The sequence below is a fragment of the Martelella sp. FOR1707 genome, from assembly GCF_053484265.1.
Window position 1 is genome coordinate 558976 of sequence record NZ_JBAKFP010000002.1, and the last position, 17699, is coordinate 576674.

A 17699-nucleotide genomic window follows, 5' to 3' on the forward strand; every position below is an offset into this window, starting at 1 on the left:
GCATCCTGTTCGTCGCGCTGATGTCGCCCGTCTGTCTGACGGGCGCCATGGCGGCCGAGGAAGAGGGACACGAAGGCGGCACGCCGCATTATCCGCTGAAGCATCCGCACAACATGGAGTGGAGCTTCTCCGGCCCGCTTGGCAATTATGATCGCGCCCAGCTTCAGCGCGGCCTGAAGGTCTACAAGGAAGTCTGTTCGGCCTGCCACTCGCTGGATCTCGTGGCCTTCCGCACGCTGACCGATCTCGGCTATTCCGAGGATCAGGTAAAGACCTTCGCCGCCGATTACGAGATCGAGGCCGGTCCGGACAATGACGGCAACATGTATATGCGGCCGGGCATCCCGTCGGATTATTTCCCGGCGCCGTTTGAGAATGCCGAACAGGCTGCCGCCTCCAACAATGGTGCTGCCCCGCCCGATCTTTCGCTGATGGCGAAGGCGCGCGGCATCACCCGCGGCTTCCCGACCTTCGTGTTCGACATGTTCACGCAGTATCAGGAAGGCGGACCGGATTACATCTATTCGCTCCTGACTGGCTACGAGGAACCGCCGGAAGGCATGGAAATTCCGGCGGGCGGCCATTACAACCCGTACTTCGCAAATGCTGCGGCGCTTGCGATGGCCCCGCCGCTGTCCGACGGGATCGTCACCTATGATGACGGCGCGCCGGAAACGCTCGATCAGTACGCCAAGGATATATCGGCATTCCTGATGTGGACGGCGGAGCCGAAACTTGAGGCGCGCAAGCAGACCGGCCTGACTGTCATGGTCTTTCTTGTGATCCTGACGGTTCTGGTCTACCTGACGAAGAAATCGATCTACGCGCGCAAGCCGCATTGATTTCTTGATGGTTTGCATAAGCAGGAAAAGGCGGCGGCAGCCGCCTTTTTAATGTGTTCGGTCTGGCACGACGAAAGGACCCCTGAAAATGAAATCGAATCCCGAACTGGCCGCCGCCATCCGTTCGATCCCGGACTATCCCAAGCCCGGCATCATCTTCCGCGATATCACGACGTTGCTGGGCGATGCCCGCGCCTTTCGCCGTGCCGTGGATGAACTGGTGCAGCCCTATGTCGGGATGAAGATCGACAAGATCGCCGGCATCGAGGCCCGCGGCTTCATTCTCGGCGGCGCGCTGGCGCACCAGCTTTCAGCCGGTTTCGTGCCGATCCGCAAGAAGGGCAAGCTGCCCGACAAGACCGTCTCCATGGCCTACCAGCTCGAATATGGCGAGGACACGATGGAGATGCATGTCGACGCCATCAAGCCCGGCGAGAAGGTGATCCTGTGCGACGACCTGATCGCCACCGGCGGCACCGCCGAAGGCGCGGTCAAGCTGCTGCGCCAGATGGGCGCCGAAATCGTCTCCGCCTGCTTCATCATCGACCTGAAGGACCTTCCGGGCCGCAAGAAGCTCGAAGCGATGGACGTCGAAGTGCGCTCGCTCGTGGAGTATGAGGGGCACTGAGACCGGTTTAAGCCGGCTGTGTTCGCGAATGCTCATTTCACGGCTGGTACCATCCTTGGGCTTGACCCAAGGGGCCAGGAAGCATTTTCCGTTTCGCCTGGATGCTCGGGTCAAGCCCGAGCATGACTCAGTAGAAAACAGAGACTCGGCAGACAAAAGGAGCCGGACTCAGATCGCCTTCGCCAGCGCGTCGTTGATATCGTCCTGGAGATCCTCTGGCTTCTCCGTCGGGGCATAGCGCTTGATCGGCTCGCCGTCGCGGCCGATCAGGAATTTGGTGAAATTCCATTTGATCATGCCGGAGCCGAGGAAGCCCGGCCGTTCCTTCTTCAGATATTTGAACAGCGGATGGGCATCGTCGCCATTGACGTCGACCTTGGCGAACATCGGGAAGTCGATGTCGAACTGGGTCTTGCAGAACTCCGCGATCTCGCTTTCCGCGCCGGGTTCCTGTCCGCCGAACTGGTTGCAGGGAAAGCCGAGAACGGCGAAGGCCTGTTCCCTGTACTTCCTGTGCAGCATCTCCAGCCCCTCATATTGCGGCGTGAAGCCGCATTTGCTGGCGGTGTTGACGATCAGCAGCACATGGCCCCTGAAATCGGCAAGGCTCACGTCCTCGCCGGTTATGCTCTTGGCCGTGAAATCATAAACGCTCATACCCGTCCCCCGGATGCTGTCTGGATGACAGCAATGTGGCGCAGGGGAGGGGCGAGTTCAAGCGGGTCTGAGGGGACGTGCGGCCTCAGGTATTAAACCGGAAGTGGATCACGTCGCCGTCGGCGACGATGTATTCCTTGCCTTCGTCACGGGCCTTGCCGGCTTCCTTGGCGCCGGTTTCGCCGTTGAAGGCGATGTAGTCGTCATAGGCGATGGTGTGGGCGCGGATGAAGCCGCGTTCGAAATCGGTGTGGATCACGCCGGCCGCCGCAGGCGCCTTGGTGCCGCGGCGGATGGTCCAGGCGCGGGTTTCCTTGGGGCCGACGGTGAAATAGGTGATCAGGTCGAGCAGCTTGTAGCCGGCGCGGATCAGCCGGTCGAGACCGGGCTCCTCGAGGCCCATTTCCGAGAGGAACATTTCGGCTTCCTCCGCCTCGAGCTGGGCGACCTCGGCCTCGATCGCCGCCGAGATGATAACGGTTTCCGCCGCCTGGCCGGCCGCCATTTCGGCAACGGCCTTGGTGTGCTCGTTACCGTTCGCGGCGTCGCCCTCGGCGACATTGCAGACGTAGAGCACCGGTTTGGAGGTCAGAAGGTTGAGCGCCTTCAGGATCTTCAGCTCTTCCGGATCGAGGGTGGCAAGCAGCCCGCGCACCGGCTTGCCGTCCTGCAAAAGCTTCAGCGAGGCCTCCATCACGGGAAGCACGGCCAGCGCCTCCTTGTCCTTGCCGGTGGCGCGCTTGCGGGTCTGGTCGGCGCGGCGTTCGAGGCTCTCGAGGTCGGCGAGCATCAGTTCGGTTTCGATGGTCTCGGCATCGGCCACCGGGTTGATCCTGCCTTCGACATGGGTGATGTCGTCATCCTCGAAACAGCGCAGCACGTGGACCACGGCGTCAACCTCGCGGATATTGGCGAGGAACTGGTTGCCGAGCCCTTCGCCCTTCGACGCGCCGCGCACGAGGCCCGCGATGTCCACGAAGGAGATGCGGGTCGGGATGATTTCCTTCGAGCCGGCGATCTTCGCAAGCGCGACCATGCGCTCATCGGGGACGGCGACTTCGCCGGTATTGGGCTCGATCGTGCAGAACGGATAATTGGCGGCCTGCGCCGCAGCGGTCTTCGTCAGCGCGTTGAAAAGGGTCGATTTGCCGACATTGGGCAGGCCGACAATTCCGCATTTGAAACCCATGGAAATATCCTGTTTCGTGAATTCGCTTCTGGCCTGTGGCTATGGGCGATTAAACCCGCCAAGGTCAAGGCTCGATCGACGAAACCGGGCTTTTCTCGCCCCGGCCCTTGCGAAAATGCCGTCGGGAGCGCAAAATGGCCTCATCGTCGGGCGCCGTAGTGACTGGCTGGCGCCGACACACAATCCTCATCAGACACGAAATCAGAGAGCAAGCGCGTGAGCGATACGGGCGCCGATACCAAACGCAAGACCAAAACCGTCCCGAAGGTTGAAAAGCCGCGGCTCTATAAGGTCATTCTCGTCAATGACGACTATACGCCGCGCGAATTCGTGCTGGTGGTGCTGAAGGCGGTTTTCCGCATGAGCGAGGATCAGGGCTACAAGGTCATGATCACCGCCCACCAGAAGGGCAGTTGCGTCGTCGCCGTCTACACCCGCGACATCGCCGAGACCAAGGCGAAGGAGGCGATCGATCTGGCCAAGGAGATCGGCTTTCCGCTGATGTTCAAAACGGAGCCGGAAGAGTAAGGCGGTTCAGTCCTTCTTCGGCCCGAACATTTTTTTCAGCATATCGGCCATCGGGCCGCGTTCGGGCACGGTCTGCTGGCCGCGCTGACGGGCCTTGTGGATGTGCGACTGACCCTTGCGGGCGGGCGCGGCCTTCGGTTCCGGCTTTGCGGGCGCAGTACCCCCGGATAGGGCGAGCTTGTTCATCAGCGTCGAATCCTCGCCGCGCACCAGAAGGTCGGCATTGTCGGCGAGTGCTGAAAGCAGCGGCTCCAGCCATTCGGAATCCGCCTTGGCGAAATCGCCCAGCACATGGCCGTGGACGCGCTCCTTGCTGCCGGGGTGGCCAATGCCAAGCCGCAGTCGGCGGTAGTCATTGCCGCAATGCGCGTCGATCGACTTGATGCCGTTATGGCCGCCGGAGCCGCCTCCGGTCTTGATCCGCGCCTTGCCGGGCATCAGATCCAGCTCGTCATAGATCACGATCAGATCGGCCGGCGTCAGCTTGTAGAAGCGCATCGCCTCGCCAACGCTTTCGCCGGATAGGTTCATGAAGGTCTGGGGCTTGATGATCAGCACCTTTTCGCCGGCAAGGCTGCCCTCGGCGATCAGCCCCTTGAATTTCTTCGACCAGGGCGAGAAGCCGTTCTTTTCCGCGATCGCGTCGGCGGCCATGAAGCCGATATTGTGGCGATTGCCTTCATATTGGCCGCCCGGATTGCCGAGGCCCGCGATGATAAGCATGGAACTGTCCTGTCGTGAAAACCGGTTCTCAACAACCGGTTTTCGTCGCCGGTGTCAACTGCCGGAAAGTCTTGCGATGGTATCGGCAAGCGAGAGCGGCCGGGAATAAAGGTATCCCTGGCCATATTGGGCGCCGATGGCGTGGACCTGGCGCGCCTGTTCCGCGTTCTCGACGCCTTCCGCCACCATCTGACAGCCCATATTGAGCGAGATGGCGGCGATCCCCTCGATCAGGCGGCGGGATCGGTTGGCCACCGCGGCGTCGGGATCGGTGAGGTTTCGGGTGAACGACTGGTCGATCTTGATCACATCCACCTGCAGGCGCGAGAGATAGGAGAGCGACGAGTAGCCGGTGCCGAAATCGTCGAGCGCCAACCGGCAGCCCATCAGCCGCAGCTTCTGCAGGCTCGCGCGGATCCGGTCGCTGTCTTCCAGAAACACCGCCTCGGTGATCTCGACGGTCAGGCGCGCCGGATCTATGCCGAAGGCGTCGAGTTTCTCGGCCATGAAATCGATCATGTCGGGGGTGAGTTGCACCGGCGACAGGTTGACGGCGAGATAGAGCGCGTCATTGCACAGTTCTCTGCCGATCTGCCGGAAACCCGCAAGCGTTTTTGCAAAGAACTGGCGTCCGGCCGGAACGATCTGCTCCGTTTCCTCGGCGATCGCGATGAATTCGCCGGGCATGATCACGCCTTTTTCGGGGTGGTTGATCCTGATCAGCGCCTCGAAACCGATCGTCTGTCCGCCGCCGAAGCTGACGATGGGCTGGAAGTGCGGCTCGAACAGGTTCTCCTCGATGCCCCTTTGCAGATGCGCCTCGGTTTCCGCGCGCCTTCTGGTGTTGGCGAACATCTCCGGCTCGAACCACAGCGTTCCATGGCGGCCGGCATTTTTCTGAACCGAAACCGCGATTGTAGCAAGCCGCAGCAGATCCGTGCCATCGGTGGCGTGGTCCGGCGCGCAGGCGATGCCGATGCTGACATTGGTCGTGATCGAAGCCGTCTTCACGATGAAGGGCAGATAGATTGCATCCTGGATGGCGCTGGCGAGCGCCTCGGCCCGCGCCTTCGCATCGGGACCGGCGAGCACGAAAGCGAACTCATCGCCCCCAAGGCGCGCGGCGGCGGTCATTTCATCCAGCGCCGGGGTCAGCCGCTTGATAAAACCGCGCAAGACCTCTTCTCCGGTGCGAAAGCCGTGGTGGTCGACAATGGTCTTGAAGCGGTCGAAATCGACAAGAACACAGATCACGTCCCGGTCGGGGTTTGCCAGAAGGCGATCCAGAGCCCGCTCGAACCCCATCCTGTTCAAGAGTCCGGTCAGGGGATCGGTGAGAAGCGGCGCGTGCGCTTCCGCGCTGCCCGATATCTCGGGAAGCTCCCGGATGACGGCCAGTATGAAATTATCGCCATCGGGTGTGGAGACGGGAACGGCGGAAAACCAGATATCGATGCTGCTGCCATCGGCGCGCAGATATTTCAGCGTGCCCGCCTGCGAAAGTCCCGAAGATCGCATCCGCTCCAGCCGGTCGGCCACCATGCGGCGGTCGGGATCGGCGATGAACTCGGTCATGTGGACGTTCACGACCTTCTCGCGGCGGTATCCGCCCGCCGTCAGCCAGCCATGACTGGCGTCTACGATCTGACCGGTGATCGAAATCAGAACGACCATCTCGCTGTCGCTTTCGAACAACTCGCCGAAAGCTGCGGTGGCCGGCAGCGACTTTTGTTCCGACAGGGCGAAACTGCGCGAGAACCTGTTCAGCTTCGCCCTCCGGCGACGCATCCTGCCTTCGATCAGTTCGCGCTTGAAGGCGCTATCCGCAAGGGCCGGCGGCGCCCGCCAGATCAGAAGGCCTAGCGCCACTGCGGCGAATGCGCACATGCCGCGCAATAGCCAGGTGCTCCAGAATGTGGGGTCGGCAAAATAGAACGATACCTGCCCTGTTCCGCCCGACGGGCCCGCGAAGACGACCGGCTCGGTGTGGGCAAGGAGGCTCCGCTCGTGACTTCCCGTCAGGTCCTGATCCCTCACTATCAGCTCGAGCAGGCCGGACCGGCTGCTGATCTCAAGTTTTTCGATGGCGGCCGTATTCACGATCGCAGCGGCGATTTCGCCAATGGATTTGATACTGGCAGCTCCAAGCGCCGGCGTTAAGGAGCCTGCCAGATCGGCGATGTGATCCTTGGCCTCGAGCCGCCGTTTCTCCGCCACCCATAGTCCGAGAAGCGCGGTTAGCAACATCGTGCAGGAAAGCGCTATTCCGCATGAAAGCGCTACCATGTTTGTTCTGCTCAACTTACGGCGTGCCACCGAACGCTCCTGCCTGACGCAATATTTGCCAATTCCGAGGGGTGTGTGCGGAAATCTATGGTCTCAAACGTGTTTGCCCGGCCGGACAAGGCGCATAAGACAGTCGTAAAACCATGATATTAAATGCTTGGGCAACATCGTTGGCAAGCGTATTTTAGTCAGAGCTTACAATAAAAAACCGCGAGCTCACGCCCGCGGTCCTTATCTGCAGATCGTGGACGGGATCAATCTTCGTCGGAATTATCGTCGTCAGACTGTGCAGTCGCTTCGACTTCGTCTGCCTCGACCGTATCTTCTTCTTCGTCGGACTTGAGGCCGGCGGGCGCTGCGATCGTGGCAATCGTGAAGTCGCGGTCGGTGATGACCGGCGTCACATTCTTCGGCAGGTCGACCGACGAAATGTGGATGCTGTCGCCGAGCTGGGCCGAACCGAGATCGACCGTGATGCTGTCGGGGATCGCGTTCGCCGGGCAGTGGAATTCGACTTCGTGACGGACGATGTTGAGAACGCCGCCCTTCTTGATGCCGGGGCAGGTTTCATCATTGATGAAGTGAACCGGAACGGCGACGGTCACGATGCTCTTTTCCGAAATGCGCAGGAAATCGACATGCATGACGAAATCGCGGACGGGATCGAGCTGATAGTCCTTCGGCAGGACCATGTACTTGTCCTTGCCGACTTCGACGTTGAAGGTGGTCGTCATGAATCCACCGCCGAAGATCAGCTTCGTGATCTCGTTGCGCGAGATCGAGATGGAAACCGGGGGCTGTTTGTCGCCGTAGATCACGGCGGGGACCATGCCATTGCGACGCAGTTCGCGGGCGGACCCCTTACCAACCCGTTCGCGCGCTTCGGCTGTGAGCACAGAAGTGGTGCTGCTCATAGCAATTCCTTTCGGTTGTGTGCGGAGCGTTTTGCGGCAATACCAAAGAGCCGCAAAGCGGAGCGCCGTTGCCGGCCCTCATTCGCGCTGCCTCCAAGGGTGTCTGCGCGAACGCTGTGCCTATATCCGACGCGGTGTCAAAAGGCAAGCGCCGTGCCGCTATGCGCTACCGCCGGCCGCGCGGTCTGCCGCCGCGCATCGGGCGACCGCGCTTGGACTTGTGGAAAGAGCGGGTTGCAGCCGGTAGTTTCTTGCCGGAACTCAGCATCTCGAAGCGCAGCGCGCCGGCAAGCGGGATGGCCTCGACAAGCTGGACCTCGACATCGTCGCCGAGCTGGTAGCCGAGGCCGGACTTTTCGCCGACCAGCGCCTGGCGCACCTCGTCATGGACGAAATAGTCGCTGCCAAGCGTGGAGACCGGGATGAAGCCGTCGGCGCCATATTCCGGCAGGGCGATGAACAGGCCGGAACGGGTGACACCCGCGACCCGGCCATCGAAACTCTCTCCGATGCGGCCCGCTAGGTGATGCGCGATCAGCCGGTCGACGGTCTCGCGTTCGGCGGCCATGGCGCGGCGCTCGAAGGTCGAAATCTCGGCGGCGATATCGTCGAGCTGCGCTTCCTCCTCGGCCGTCAGCCCGCCTTCGCCGAGATGGAGCGCGGCGACCAGCGCGCGGTGGACGATCAGGTCGGCATAACGGCGGATCGGCGAGGTGAAATGGGCATATTTCATCAGGTTCAGGCCGAAATGCCCGATATTTTCCGGCGAGTAGACCGCCTGGCTCTGCGAGCGCAGCACCATCTGGTTGACGATGTCCTTGTGCGGGCTGTCCTCGGCCTTCGACAGGATGCCGTTGAACGAGTTGGCGCGCAGATTTCCGCCCTTCGCCAGCGGGATTGAGAGCGTTGCCAGAAATTCGCGCAGCGTCTCCTGCTTGGCGAGCGACGGAGCGTCATGGGTGCGGTAGATCAGCGCCTGGCGCTTCTGCTCCAGCGTTTCGGCGGCGGCGACATTCGCCTGGATCATCATCTCCTCGATCAGCTTGTGCGCATCGAGGCGGGGCGGAACAACCACCCTGTCAACCGTGCCGTCATCCTTCAGCAGGATGCGGCGCTCCGGCATGTCGAGTTCCAGCGGCTGACGACGGTCGCGGCCGATCGTCATCGTTTTGTAGGCGGCCCAGAGCGGCTTCAGCACTGGCTCCAGAAGCGGGCCGGTCTTGTCGTCGGTGGTGCCGTCAATCGCGGCCTGAGCCTGCTGGTAGGAGAGTTTTGCCGCACTCTTCATCATGATCCGGTGGAAGGTGTGGGAGGCCTTGCGACCTTCCTTCGAGAACACCATGCGCACGGCAAGCGCCGGGCGATCCTCGCCTTCGCGCAGCGAGCAGAGATCGTTGGAAATCCGCTCGGGCAGCATCGGCACGACGCGGTCCGGGAAATAGACGGAGTTGCCGCGCTTCAGCGCTTCGCGGTCGAGCGTGGATTTCGGGCGGACGTAGTATGAGACATCGGCAATCGCGACGGTGACGATCACGCCGCCCTCGTTTTCCGGTCGCGTGTCCGGCTCGGCGAAGACCGCGTCGTCATGGTCCTTGGCGTCGGCCGGGTCGATGGTGACGAGCGGCACATCGCGCCAGTCCTCGCGGTGCGACATGGTGGCGGGCTTTGCCGCATCGGCCGCGTCGAGCACCTCTTTTGGGAAGATGTGCGGAATGCCGTGGGCATGGATCGCGATCATCGACACCGCCTTTTCCGAGGCGAGCGAGCCGACCACGGAAAGCACGGAACCGCGCGCAAGACCAAAACGGCCGGAGCGCTGGACATCGACTTCCACAAGGTCGCCATCCTTCGCGCCGGCAAGGTTGGCGATCTCGACTTCGTCGTCGCGCCGGTCGATCGGCATCAGCCGGGCCGAGCCGTCATCCAGAATGCGGACCACGCCGAGCGCCGCGGTGCGGCGCTTGTCGATGACCTTGATGACACGGGCGGTATAGGCCGGCCCGGTTTCGGATTTCGACGGGAAGATCTTGGCGAGCACGCGGTCGCCGATGCCGGCGCTTGCCGGCTTGCGCTTGCCGTTCTTGCCGCCGCCTTGCTGGCGGATCAGCACGGCCGGCGCAGCACCTTCCTCGACCGGCCATTCGGCCGGACGGCCGATCAGTTCGCCATCCTTGTCGCGGGTGGTGATGTCGAGCACGGTGACCGGGGGCAGGGCGCCCGGCCGCATCAGGCTCTTGCGCTTCTTCTGCAAGAGGCCCTCGTCTTCAAGCTCGCGCAGCATCGCCTTCAGCACGACGCGATCGTCGCCCTTGATCCCGAACGCCTTGGCGATCTCGCGCTTGGAGGCGCGGTCGGGATTGTCGGCGATGAACTTCAACAGAACATCGCGCGGCGGCACTTCGCCGTGAATGATCTCATCCGGCTTGCGGGACCGGGAGGCGGTTGGTTTTGCGCTCAACTGTCGCTCTTTTCAGCCTCGGCCGTCTTCTTCTTCGAACTGGCCGTTTTCTTTGTCGCCGTCTTGGATTTCGCGGTCGTCTTCTTCGCCGCGGTCTTCTTGGCGGGCTTCTTTATACCTGCTTTTTCCGCGCGCGCGGCCAGAAGCGGGATCGCCTCTTCCATGGTGATCGCTTGTGGGTCCGTGCCCTTGGGGATGGTCGCGTTGATCTTGCCCCATTTGACATAAGGCCCGTAGCGCCCGTCATTGACGGTGACTTCGCCGCCATCGGGATGGTCGCCCAGCGATTTCAGCGCCGCCGGGGCCGAACGCCTGCGTCCGCCATTGGCGCGCTTGTCGGCAATCGCCGAAACGGCGCGGTTGACGCCGACTTCGAACACCTCGTCGATGCTTTCGAGATTGGCATAGGTGCCGTCATGCAGCACGAAAGGTCCGTAACGGCCAAGGCCCGCAGTAATCATCTTGCCGTCTTCGGGATGCGGCCCGACATCGCGCGGCAGCGCCAGCAGCCGGAGCGCCTTTTCAAGGTCGATATCTTCGGGCTTCCAGCCCTTCGGCAGCGAGGAGCGCTTGGCCTCCTTGCCGTCGCCGCGCTGGACATAGGGGCCGAACCGGCCGGAGCGCAGGGTGACGATCTCGCCTGTTTCCGGATCGGCACCAAGCTCGTTGGGCTCGTTCGGGTTGATACCGCCATTGGCGGCCTCGGCATCGCCGGAAAGCTGGCGGGTGAAGTTGCAGTCCGGATAGTTCGAGCAGCCGACGAAAGCGCCGTATTTGCCGAGCTTCAGCGAAAGCTGGCCGGTGCCGCAGGCCTGGCACTGGCGCGGATCGCCGCCGTCCTCGCGCTTGGGAAACACCAGCGGCGCCAGCGCTTCGTTCAGCGCATCCAGAACATTGGTGACGCGCAGTTCCTTGGTGCCCTCGACCTGGGCATAAAAGTCTTTCCAGAAATCGCGCAGCACCTGCTTCCATTCGAGCGAGCCGTCGGAAATCTTGTCGAGCTTTTCCTCAAGCTCGGCCGTGAAATCATATTCGACATAGCGGTTGAAAAAGTTTTCGAGGAAAGCCGTCACCAGCCGGCCCTTGGGCTCGGGCGTCAGCTTGCGGCCCTCGATCGTGACATATTCACGGTCGCGCAGGGTGGCCAGCGTCGAGGCATAGGTCGAAGGGCGGCCGATGCCGAGCTCTTCCAGCTTCTTGATCAGCGAGGCTTCCGAATAGCGCGGCGGCGGCTCGGTGAAATGCTGGGTCGCGCGGATCTTGTCCTTGTCGACGTTTTCGCCCTGGTTGATCTCGGGCAGACGGCCGTCGTCCTCATCCTCGTCAGACGGCGTCTTCTCCTCGCGATTGTCGGCATAGGCGGCCAGGAAGCCGTCGAATTTCACGACCGTGCCGACGGCGCGCAAGCCCGCGCTCTCGCCGCCCTTGGCGGCGGTAATCTCGGCGGTGGTGCGCTCCATCTCGGCCGACGCCATCTGGCTCGCGATGCCACGTTTCCAGATAAGGTCGTAGAGCCGGAACTGGTCGGAATCGAGGTATTTTTTCACCGATTGCGGCGTGCGGGTGAAGTCGGTGGGACGGATCGCCTCATGGGCCTCCTGCGCATTCTTCGCCTTCACCGAATAATGCCGGGCGCTCTCGGGCAAATAGCGGGCGCCGAACTGGTCGCCGATCGCGTCCCGCGCCGCTGTCACGGCTTCCGGGGCCATGGAGACGCCGTCGGTACGCATATAGGTGATGAGACCCGCCGTCTCGCCGCCAACCGCGATGCCTTCGTAAAGCCGCTGCGCCACCTGCATGGTGCGCGAGGCGGAAAAGCCGAGGCGGGACGAGGCGGCCTGCTGCAGGGTCGAGGTTGTGAAGGGCGGGCCGGGATTGCGGCGGACGGGCTTTGCCTCGACGCTCGCCACCGAATAGGTCGCACCCTCGAGCAGGTCGCGGATGCGGAAGGCCTGCTCCTGGTTCTTCACCGAATTCTTCTGGACGCGCTTGCCGTCGGCCTGCACCAGGCGGGCCTCGAAGGCATCGCCGCGCACGGTCTTCAGATCGGCGACGATGTTCCAGTATTCTTCCGGGACGAAGCGTTCGATCTCGTTCTCACGGTCGCAGACGAGACGCAGCGCCACGGATTGCACGCGGCCGGCAGACCGCGCGCCGGGCAGTTTGCGCCAGAGCACCGGCGACAGGTTGAAGCCGACCAGATAATCGAGCGCGCGGCGGGCGAGATAGGCGTTCACCAGCGCTTCGTCGATGTCGCGCGGGTGGGCCATCGCGTCTAACACCGCCTTCTTGGTGATGGCGTTGAAGACGACGCGCTTGACCGGCTTGTCCTTCAGCAGCTTCTTCTTGTTCAGGAGGTCGAGAACGTGCCAGGAAATGGCTTCGCCTTCCCTGTCCGGGTCGGTTGCGAGAATCAGGCCGTCGGCACTCTTGACCGCATCGGCGATATCCTTGACCCGCTTGGTCGAGGCAGTATCGACCTTCCACGACATTGCGAAATCATCATCGGGCAGGACCGATCCATCCTTGGCGGGCAGGTCGCGGACATGGCCAAAGGAGGCGAGAACCTTGTAGTCCTTGCCGAGATATTTGTTGATCGTCTTGGCCTTTGCGGGCGACTCTACAACAACAACGTCCATGTAATCCGTATCCTGGGTCTGCATCGAAATTTCGTTCGACGCCCGCATCTTCGCGGCAAATTATCGCTCGCGCGCTCGGCCGTGCCCGCCGGCTTGGCGGCCGTAAGGCGCATCCAGGCAGATGGCGGATATGACGGGGCGTCCCGCTTGTCGGAGAACGCTACCGAGGCGTTCGCCTGATGGCAACCGTCGTCTCCGCTTCTACCAATTTCGCCGGGAGATCAAGCAGAATAGACATTTTTGGGCTGTTTCAAGCTGCATTTACTGTTCCGGCCGGTCGCCCACGAGATGGACAGAGATGGCGGCCGGGTCAAGCCCTGGGAGCTATTTTTGCATGTCTACACGCTAATACAACCTAAGGAGAATACTAATTGTAATTGCAATCCTGACCTTTGGCGGTATTGTTTGGCCGGATGAGTAAAGTGCGGTTCGGATTCGATCCGTAGCCGAAAAATAGGTGTTTGTATGTCGTCCTTTCCAGCCGAACGCGAAGGTTCTCAAAAATTGACCGAGGAGGAAATCATTTATATCCGGCAGATATTGGGCCAATTGCGTCGGCTTTCAAACAAGGATGGCGCGGAAATGCTCTGCTACCTGATCGACATGGCCTATATCGAGGCCGGGGATTTGCAGACGCAGGTGCTCGCCTCGTCGGTCGGCAAGGGCTGAATTCGGTTCTGACCGAATACCTTTGGTGCAGTTCTGTTAGCGCTATCATTTTTTGGCTGGAGCACTCGTGCCTCAGATCAGTGAAACTTTGCCGCCGGGATGGCGGGCCAGCCGGCCGGCGAGATCCAGCTCCAGCAAGATCAGCTGAACGGCGGCGGGGCTCACGCCGGTGAAGCGTATCAGGTCATCGATCTCGCACGGGCTGGGGCCCAGCGCCTCGGCGACGCGTGCGCGGTCGTCATCATCGGGGGCGGCGGGCGGCAGGTCTTCGGTCTCCTCCTCGTCGGCTCCGCCCCGGATCGGCAGTTCCATCTGGGACAGCGGCGCCAGCGCCTCCAGCACGTCCTCCGGGCTGCACACGATCATTGCGCCCTCCTTGATCAGACCGTTGGTCCCCTGCGCGCGCGGGTCAAGCGGCGAGCCCGGCACGGCGAGCACCAGCCGGCCGCATTCATTGGCAAGCCGGGCGGTGATCAGCGAGCCGGAGCGGTTTGCCGCCTCGATCACCACGACGGCGAGCGAGCAGCCGGCGATCAGCCGGTTGCGACGGGGAAAGTCGCGGGCGCGCGGCTCCCAGCCATAGGGCATCTCACTGATGGCGACGCCGCCATCCTCGCAGATGGCGCGATAGAGCTCGATGTTCTCGGGCGGGTAGGGGCGGTCGAGGCCGCCGGCAAGCGCGGCCAGCGTTCCGTGGGCAAGGCTCGCGCGGTGGGCGGCGGCGTCGATCCCGCGCGCAAGGCCAGAGACCACGGTGTAGCCGGCGCCGGCCGCCGCACTGGCGATCATGGCGGTGAATTTCGCGCCGGCGACCGAGGCGTTGCGCGCGCCGACAATGCCGAGTGCGGGCCGGGTCGCGACATCGCCGCTGCCGGACATCGCCAGAAGCGGCGGCGCGCCGTCGATCGCGCGCAGCGCCGGCGGATAGTCCGGCTCGCCGATCGCGACGAAACGTCCCTTGTGGCGGGCGGCGGTTTCCAGCTCGGCTTCGGCCTCGGCAACGCTTGCCACCCGAAATCGCTTCTGCGCGCCGCCGCGCACGGCAAGCTCCGGTAAACGCTCCAGCGCCGCCTCGGCGCTGCCGTAATGATTGATAAGTTCGCGAAACGTGACGGGGCCGACATTGTCGCTGCGGATGAGGCGAAGCCAGGCGATGCGCTGGCTTTCCGACAGGGCGATGCCGGACCGGGGTGTCAAAGGGGCGTTTCCGTGGATGGAGACCGTTCGGCCCCGATGCGGAAAATCCCCCTTACTGTCACCCCTTGTCTCCGATCCTGCTCTCGGTGCCCGAAATCAGGCGCTCGATATTGGTCTTGTGCCGCCACCATGAGATCACCGTCAAAACGGCCATCACCAGTGAAACCTGCGGTAGGCCCATTATCCACAGGGCAACCGGGATGGCAAGCGTCGCAATCAGCGCGGAGAGCGAGGAATAGCGCGAAAGCCGGGCAATCAGCAGCCAGACGAAGGCGAAGATCAGCACCGCCGCCGGCGCGACGCCGAGCAGCACGCCGATATAGGTCGCAACCCCCTTGCCGCCCTTGAAGCCGAGCCAGACCGGAAACAGATGGCCGATAAAGGCGGCCGCGCCCGCCAGAAGCCCGGCATCGCTGCCGTAAAGCGCGGTCGCCAGGATCACCGCGAAGGTCGCTTTCAGCGCATCGAGCACCAGGGTAAGGGCTGCCAGATGCCGCTTGCCGGTGCGCAGCACATTGGTGGCGCCGATATTGCCGGAGCCGATGCCGCGGATATCGCCGAGGCCAGCGGCCTTCGTGATCAGATAGCCGAACGGGATCGAGCCCAGAAGGTAACCGCCGGCAAGCGCAATCGCGGCCTGCGTCGCGGTCAGATCGAATGAAAAAAATGCCGGCACGTCGTCCCCTTCCGGTCAATCCGCCTGATGGATCTTGATACCGCCAACATATGTCGCGACGGCCCGTCCCGAAAAGCGGGCATTTTCGAATGTCGTGTTTTTCGAGCGCGAAACCAGCCGGTCGGGCGTCACCACCCAGGGCTCGTCGAGATCGATCAGGGTTATATCGGCCTTCGCGCCCGTGCGAAGCGAGCCGGCATCGAGATCGAACAGTTTGGCCGGTCGCGTCGACATCGCATCGATCAGCCGCATCAGCGGCACGTCGCCGCTGTGGTGGAGGCGAAGCGCGGCGGCAAGCATGGTCTCAAGCCCGATCGCGCCGTCCTCGGCGTCCGAAAACGGCAGGCGCTTGGTGTCGACGTCCTGCGGATCATGCGAGGAAACGATGATGTCGATCAGCCCGTCCTTCAGCGCCTCGACCATCTTCTGCCGATCCTCTTCCTGGCGCAGCGGCGGCGACAGCTTGAAGAAGGTGCGGTATTCGCCGATGTCGTTTTCGTTCAGCGTCAGATGGTTGATCGAGATGCCGCTGGAAACCGAAGCGCCGCGATCGCGCGCCACGCCGACGGCCTCGACCGATTCCGGTACCGAGATCAGGGCTGCGTGGTAGCGGGCCTTGGTAAGGGTCGCCAGCCGCAGGTCGCGCTCCAGCGGGATTACCTCGGCTTCACGCGGCGTTCCGGAAAGGCCGAGCCAGCTTGCGAACAGGCCTTCGTTCATGACGCCGGTTTCGGAGAGATAGCGGTCGCGCGGCTCCAGCGCCACCACCGCGTCGAAGGAGCGGGCATAGGTCATGGCGCGCCGCAGCACCCGGTTGTCGGAAAGCGAATAGCGGCCATTGGCAAATGCCACCGCGCCGCCCGCCTTCAGCATGCCGATCTCGGTCATCTCGTCGCCCTTGAGGGCCTTGGTCAGGGCCGCGGCGGGGTAGACGTTGACGACGGCATTGTCGCGCGCGGTCTTCAGCACGAATTCCAGCAGTGCGATATCGTCGATCGGCGGCTGCGTGTCCGGCATCATCACGAAGGAGGTGATGCCGCCTGCCGCCGCCGCTTGGCTTGCCGAGCGGATGGTTTCGGTATGCTCCGCCCCGGGTTCGCCGACGAAGACATGGGCGTCGACGAGGCCGGGCGTGGCGACAAGGCCATTGCAATCGACGACCTCCGCGCCCTCCGGTGTGCCTTGGTTCATGGCATCGGCCCCGGCGGCGGCAATGCGACCGTCCTCGACGATGACCGTGCCGGTTTCATCGAGATCACGCGAGGGGTCGATGATGCGGGCGTTTTTCAGAACGAGCGGCTTCATTAGCGCGGCCCTCCGTTTTCCGAAAGCATCAGCGTTTCCATCACCGCCATGCGCACGGCGACCCCTATTTCAACCTGTCGTTCGATCACGCTCTGCGGACCATCGGCGACATCGGAGGCGATTTCGACGCCGCGGTTCATCGGTCCGGGATGCATCACCAGCGCATCCTCCTTGGCCGCCTTCAGCTTTTTGCGGTCGAGCCCCCAGAAGTGGAAATATTCGCGCACCGATGGCACAAACGCGCCGGACATGCGCTCGCGCTGGAGGCGGAGCATCATCACCACATCGGCGCCCTTCAGCCCTTCCTCCATCGTCTCGCAGACCTCGACGCTCATGTCGCGGATGCCGGAGGGCAGCAGCGTCGCGGGGCCCACGACCCGCACCCTGGCACCCATCGTGTTGAGCAGGATGATGTTGGAGCGGGCGACGCGCGAATGCAGTATATCGCCGCAGATCGCCACCACGATATTGTCGAGCCGGCCCTTGGCCTGGCGGATCGTCAGCGCATCGAGCAGCGCCTGGGTCGGGTGTTCATGCGCGCCATCGCCGGCATTGATCACGGAGCAGGCGACCTTCTGGGAGAGCAGTTCGGCGGCGCCCGCCGAGGAATGGCGGATCACCAGCACATCCGGGTGCATGGCGTTCAGCGTCATCGCCGTGTCGATCAGGGTTTCGCCCTTCTTGACCGAGGAATTGCCGACCGACATGTTCATCACATCCGCGCCGAGCCGCTTGCCGGCGAGCTCGAACGAGGCCTGGGTCCGGGTCGAGGCCTCGAAAAACAGGTTGATCTGGGTCAGCCCGCGCAGCACGGAATTTTTCTTCTCGCGCGACCGGTTGAAGGCGATTGCCTCTTCGGCCTTGTCGAGAAGGGTGTTGATATCGATGGGAGAAAGCCCCTTGATGCCGATCAGATGTCGGTGGGGAAAGAAGACCATGAAGCTTTCCTCCATATGAGGTCGGGCGGTCCGTCGGGAGAAGTCCTGGC

The 17699-nt window shown here is 62.7% G+C and carries 15 protein-coding genes; 4 read left to right on the forward strand and 11 right to left on the reverse strand.

Annotation, left to right across the window (positions count from 1 at the left end; translation table 11 throughout):
- The first annotated feature begins 20 nt into the window (after window positions 1–20).
- On the forward strand, window positions 21–842 hold the full coding sequence (locus tag V6765_RS06560; RefSeq protein ID WP_448427586.1) for a cytochrome c1: 822 nt from the start codon (window positions 21–23) through the stop codon (window positions 840–842).
- 88 nt (window positions 843–930) lie between these two features.
- Window positions 931–1470 carry an adenine phosphoribosyltransferase gene (locus V6765_RS06565; RefSeq protein WP_448427335.1) on the forward strand — a complete coding sequence of 180 codons (540 nt, stop codon included), beginning with the start codon at window positions 931–933 and terminating at the stop codon, window positions 1468–1470.
- Window positions 1471–1638: 168 nt separating this feature from the next.
- On the opposite strand, the gene V6765_RS06570 is transcribed toward V6765_RS06565, so the two are convergent.
- Window positions 1639–2127, reverse strand: coding sequence for a glutathione peroxidase (locus V6765_RS06570; RefSeq protein WP_448427336.1), 489 nt, complete (start codon window positions 2125–2127; stop codon window positions 1639–1641).
- An 85-nt stretch (window positions 2128–2212) separates the two neighbouring features.
- A complete protein-coding gene (gene ychF, locus V6765_RS06575; RefSeq protein ID WP_448427337.1) occupies window positions 2213–3316 on the reverse strand; it encodes a redox-regulated ATPase YchF in 1104 nt (367 codons plus the stop codon).
- Between the two features lie 216 nt (window positions 3317–3532).
- On the opposite strand from ychF, the gene clpS reads away from it, so the two are divergent.
- Entirely contained in the window at window positions 3533–3844 is a 312-nt protein-coding gene (gene clpS / locus V6765_RS06580; protein ID WP_448427338.1) for an ATP-dependent Clp protease adapter ClpS, read from the forward strand.
- Window positions 3845–3850: 6 nt separating this feature from the next.
- Here clpS and pth read toward each other — a convergent pair whose 3' ends face one another.
- From pth to topA, 5 genes are all read right to left on the reverse strand, one after another.
- Window positions 3851–4567 carry an aminoacyl-tRNA hydrolase gene (gene pth, locus V6765_RS06585; RefSeq protein ID WP_448427339.1) on the reverse strand — a complete coding sequence of 239 codons (717 nt, stop codon included), beginning with the start codon at window positions 4565–4567 and terminating at the stop codon, window positions 3851–3853.
- 54 nt (window positions 4568–4621) lie between these two features.
- Entirely contained in the window at window positions 4622–6853 is a 2232-nt protein-coding gene (locus V6765_RS06590; protein WP_448427340.1) for a putative bifunctional diguanylate cyclase/phosphodiesterase, read from the reverse strand.
- A gap of 254 nt (window positions 6854–7107) precedes the next feature.
- On the reverse strand, window positions 7108–7767 hold the full coding sequence (locus V6765_RS06595; protein ID WP_448427341.1) for a 50S ribosomal protein L25/general stress protein Ctc: 660 nt from the start codon (window positions 7765–7767) through the stop codon (window positions 7108–7110).
- Window positions 7768–7933: 166 nt separating this feature from the next.
- Window positions 7934–10225, reverse strand: a complete 2292-nt coding sequence (rnr, locus tag V6765_RS06600) for a ribonuclease R (protein ID WP_448427342.1) — start codon at window positions 10223–10225, stop codon at window positions 7934–7936.
- On the reverse strand, window positions 10222–12864 hold the full coding sequence (topA, locus tag V6765_RS06605; protein WP_448427343.1) for a type I DNA topoisomerase: 2643 nt from the start codon (window positions 12862–12864) through the stop codon (window positions 10222–10224). Before topA ends, rnr begins: the two co-directional genes overlap by 4 nt.
- A 504-nt stretch (window positions 12865–13368) precedes the next feature.
- On the opposite strand from topA, the gene V6765_RS06610 reads away from it, so the two are divergent.
- A complete protein-coding gene (locus V6765_RS06610; RefSeq protein WP_448427344.1) occupies window positions 13369–13533 on the forward strand; it encodes a hypothetical protein in 165 nt (54 codons plus the stop codon).
- 72 nt (window positions 13534–13605) lie between these two features.
- On the opposite strand, the gene dprA is transcribed toward V6765_RS06610, so the two are convergent.
- Genes dprA through V6765_RS06630 form a run of 4 tightly spaced genes read right to left on the reverse strand, consistent with a single transcriptional unit; the run spans window position 13606 to window position 17649 of the window.
- Window positions 13606–14730 carry a DNA-processing protein DprA gene (gene dprA / locus V6765_RS06615; protein WP_448427345.1) on the reverse strand — a complete coding sequence of 375 codons (1125 nt, stop codon included), beginning with the start codon at window positions 14728–14730 and terminating at the stop codon, window positions 13606–13608.
- Window positions 14731–14788: 58 nt separating this feature from the next.
- Window positions 14789–15406, reverse strand: coding sequence for a glycerol-3-phosphate 1-O-acyltransferase PlsY (plsY, locus tag V6765_RS06620; RefSeq protein ID WP_448427346.1), 618 nt, complete (start codon window positions 15404–15406; stop codon window positions 14789–14791).
- Between the two features lie 15 nt (window positions 15407–15421).
- Window positions 15422–16711, reverse strand: a complete 1290-nt coding sequence (locus V6765_RS06625) for a dihydroorotase (protein WP_448427347.1) — start codon at window positions 16709–16711, stop codon at window positions 15422–15424.
- On the reverse strand, window positions 16711–17649 hold the full coding sequence (locus V6765_RS06630; protein WP_448427348.1) for an aspartate carbamoyltransferase catalytic subunit: 939 nt from the start codon (window positions 17647–17649) through the stop codon (window positions 16711–16713). The genes V6765_RS06625 and V6765_RS06630 overlap by 1 nt, the downstream gene beginning before the upstream one ends.
- Between the last annotated feature and the right edge of the window lie 50 nt (window positions 17650–17699).

Bases quoted from the DNA above. Each gene is read 5' to 3' on its own strand.
- V6765_RS06590 (WP_448427340.1), bottom strand. From the start codon at position 6,853: ATGGTAGCGCTTTCATGCGGAATAGCGCTTTCCTGCACGATGTTGCTA.
- V6765_RS06630 (WP_448427348.1), bottom strand. From the start codon at position 17,649: ATGGTCTTCTTTCCCCACCGACATCTGATCGGCATCAAGGGGCTTTCT.
- V6765_RS06560 (WP_448427586.1), top strand. From the start codon at position 21: ATGTCGCCCGTCTGTCTGACGGGCGCCATGGCGGCCGAGGAAGAGGGA.
- ychF (WP_448427337.1), bottom strand. From the start codon at position 3,316: ATGGGTTTCAAATGCGGAATTGTCGGCCTGCCCAATGTCGGCAAATCG.
- topA (WP_448427343.1), bottom strand. From the start codon at position 12,864: ATGGACGTTGTTGTTGTAGAGTCGCCCGCAAAGGCCAAGACGATCAAC.
- V6765_RS06570 (WP_448427336.1), bottom strand. From the start codon at position 2,127: ATGAGCGTTTATGATTTCACGGCCAAGAGCATAACCGGCGAGGACGTG.
- V6765_RS06565 (WP_448427335.1), top strand. From the start codon at position 931: ATGAAATCGAATCCCGAACTGGCCGCCGCCATCCGTTCGATCCCGGAC.
- V6765_RS06625 (WP_448427347.1), bottom strand. From the start codon at position 16,711: ATGAAGCCGCTCGTTCTGAAAAACGCCCGCATCATCGACCCCTCGCGT.
- pth (WP_448427339.1), bottom strand. From the start codon at position 4,567: ATGCTTATCATCGCGGGCCTCGGCAATCCGGGCGGCCAATATGAAGGC.
- V6765_RS06595 (WP_448427341.1), bottom strand. From the start codon at position 7,767: ATGAGCAGCACCACTTCTGTGCTCACAGCCGAAGCGCGCGAACGGGTT.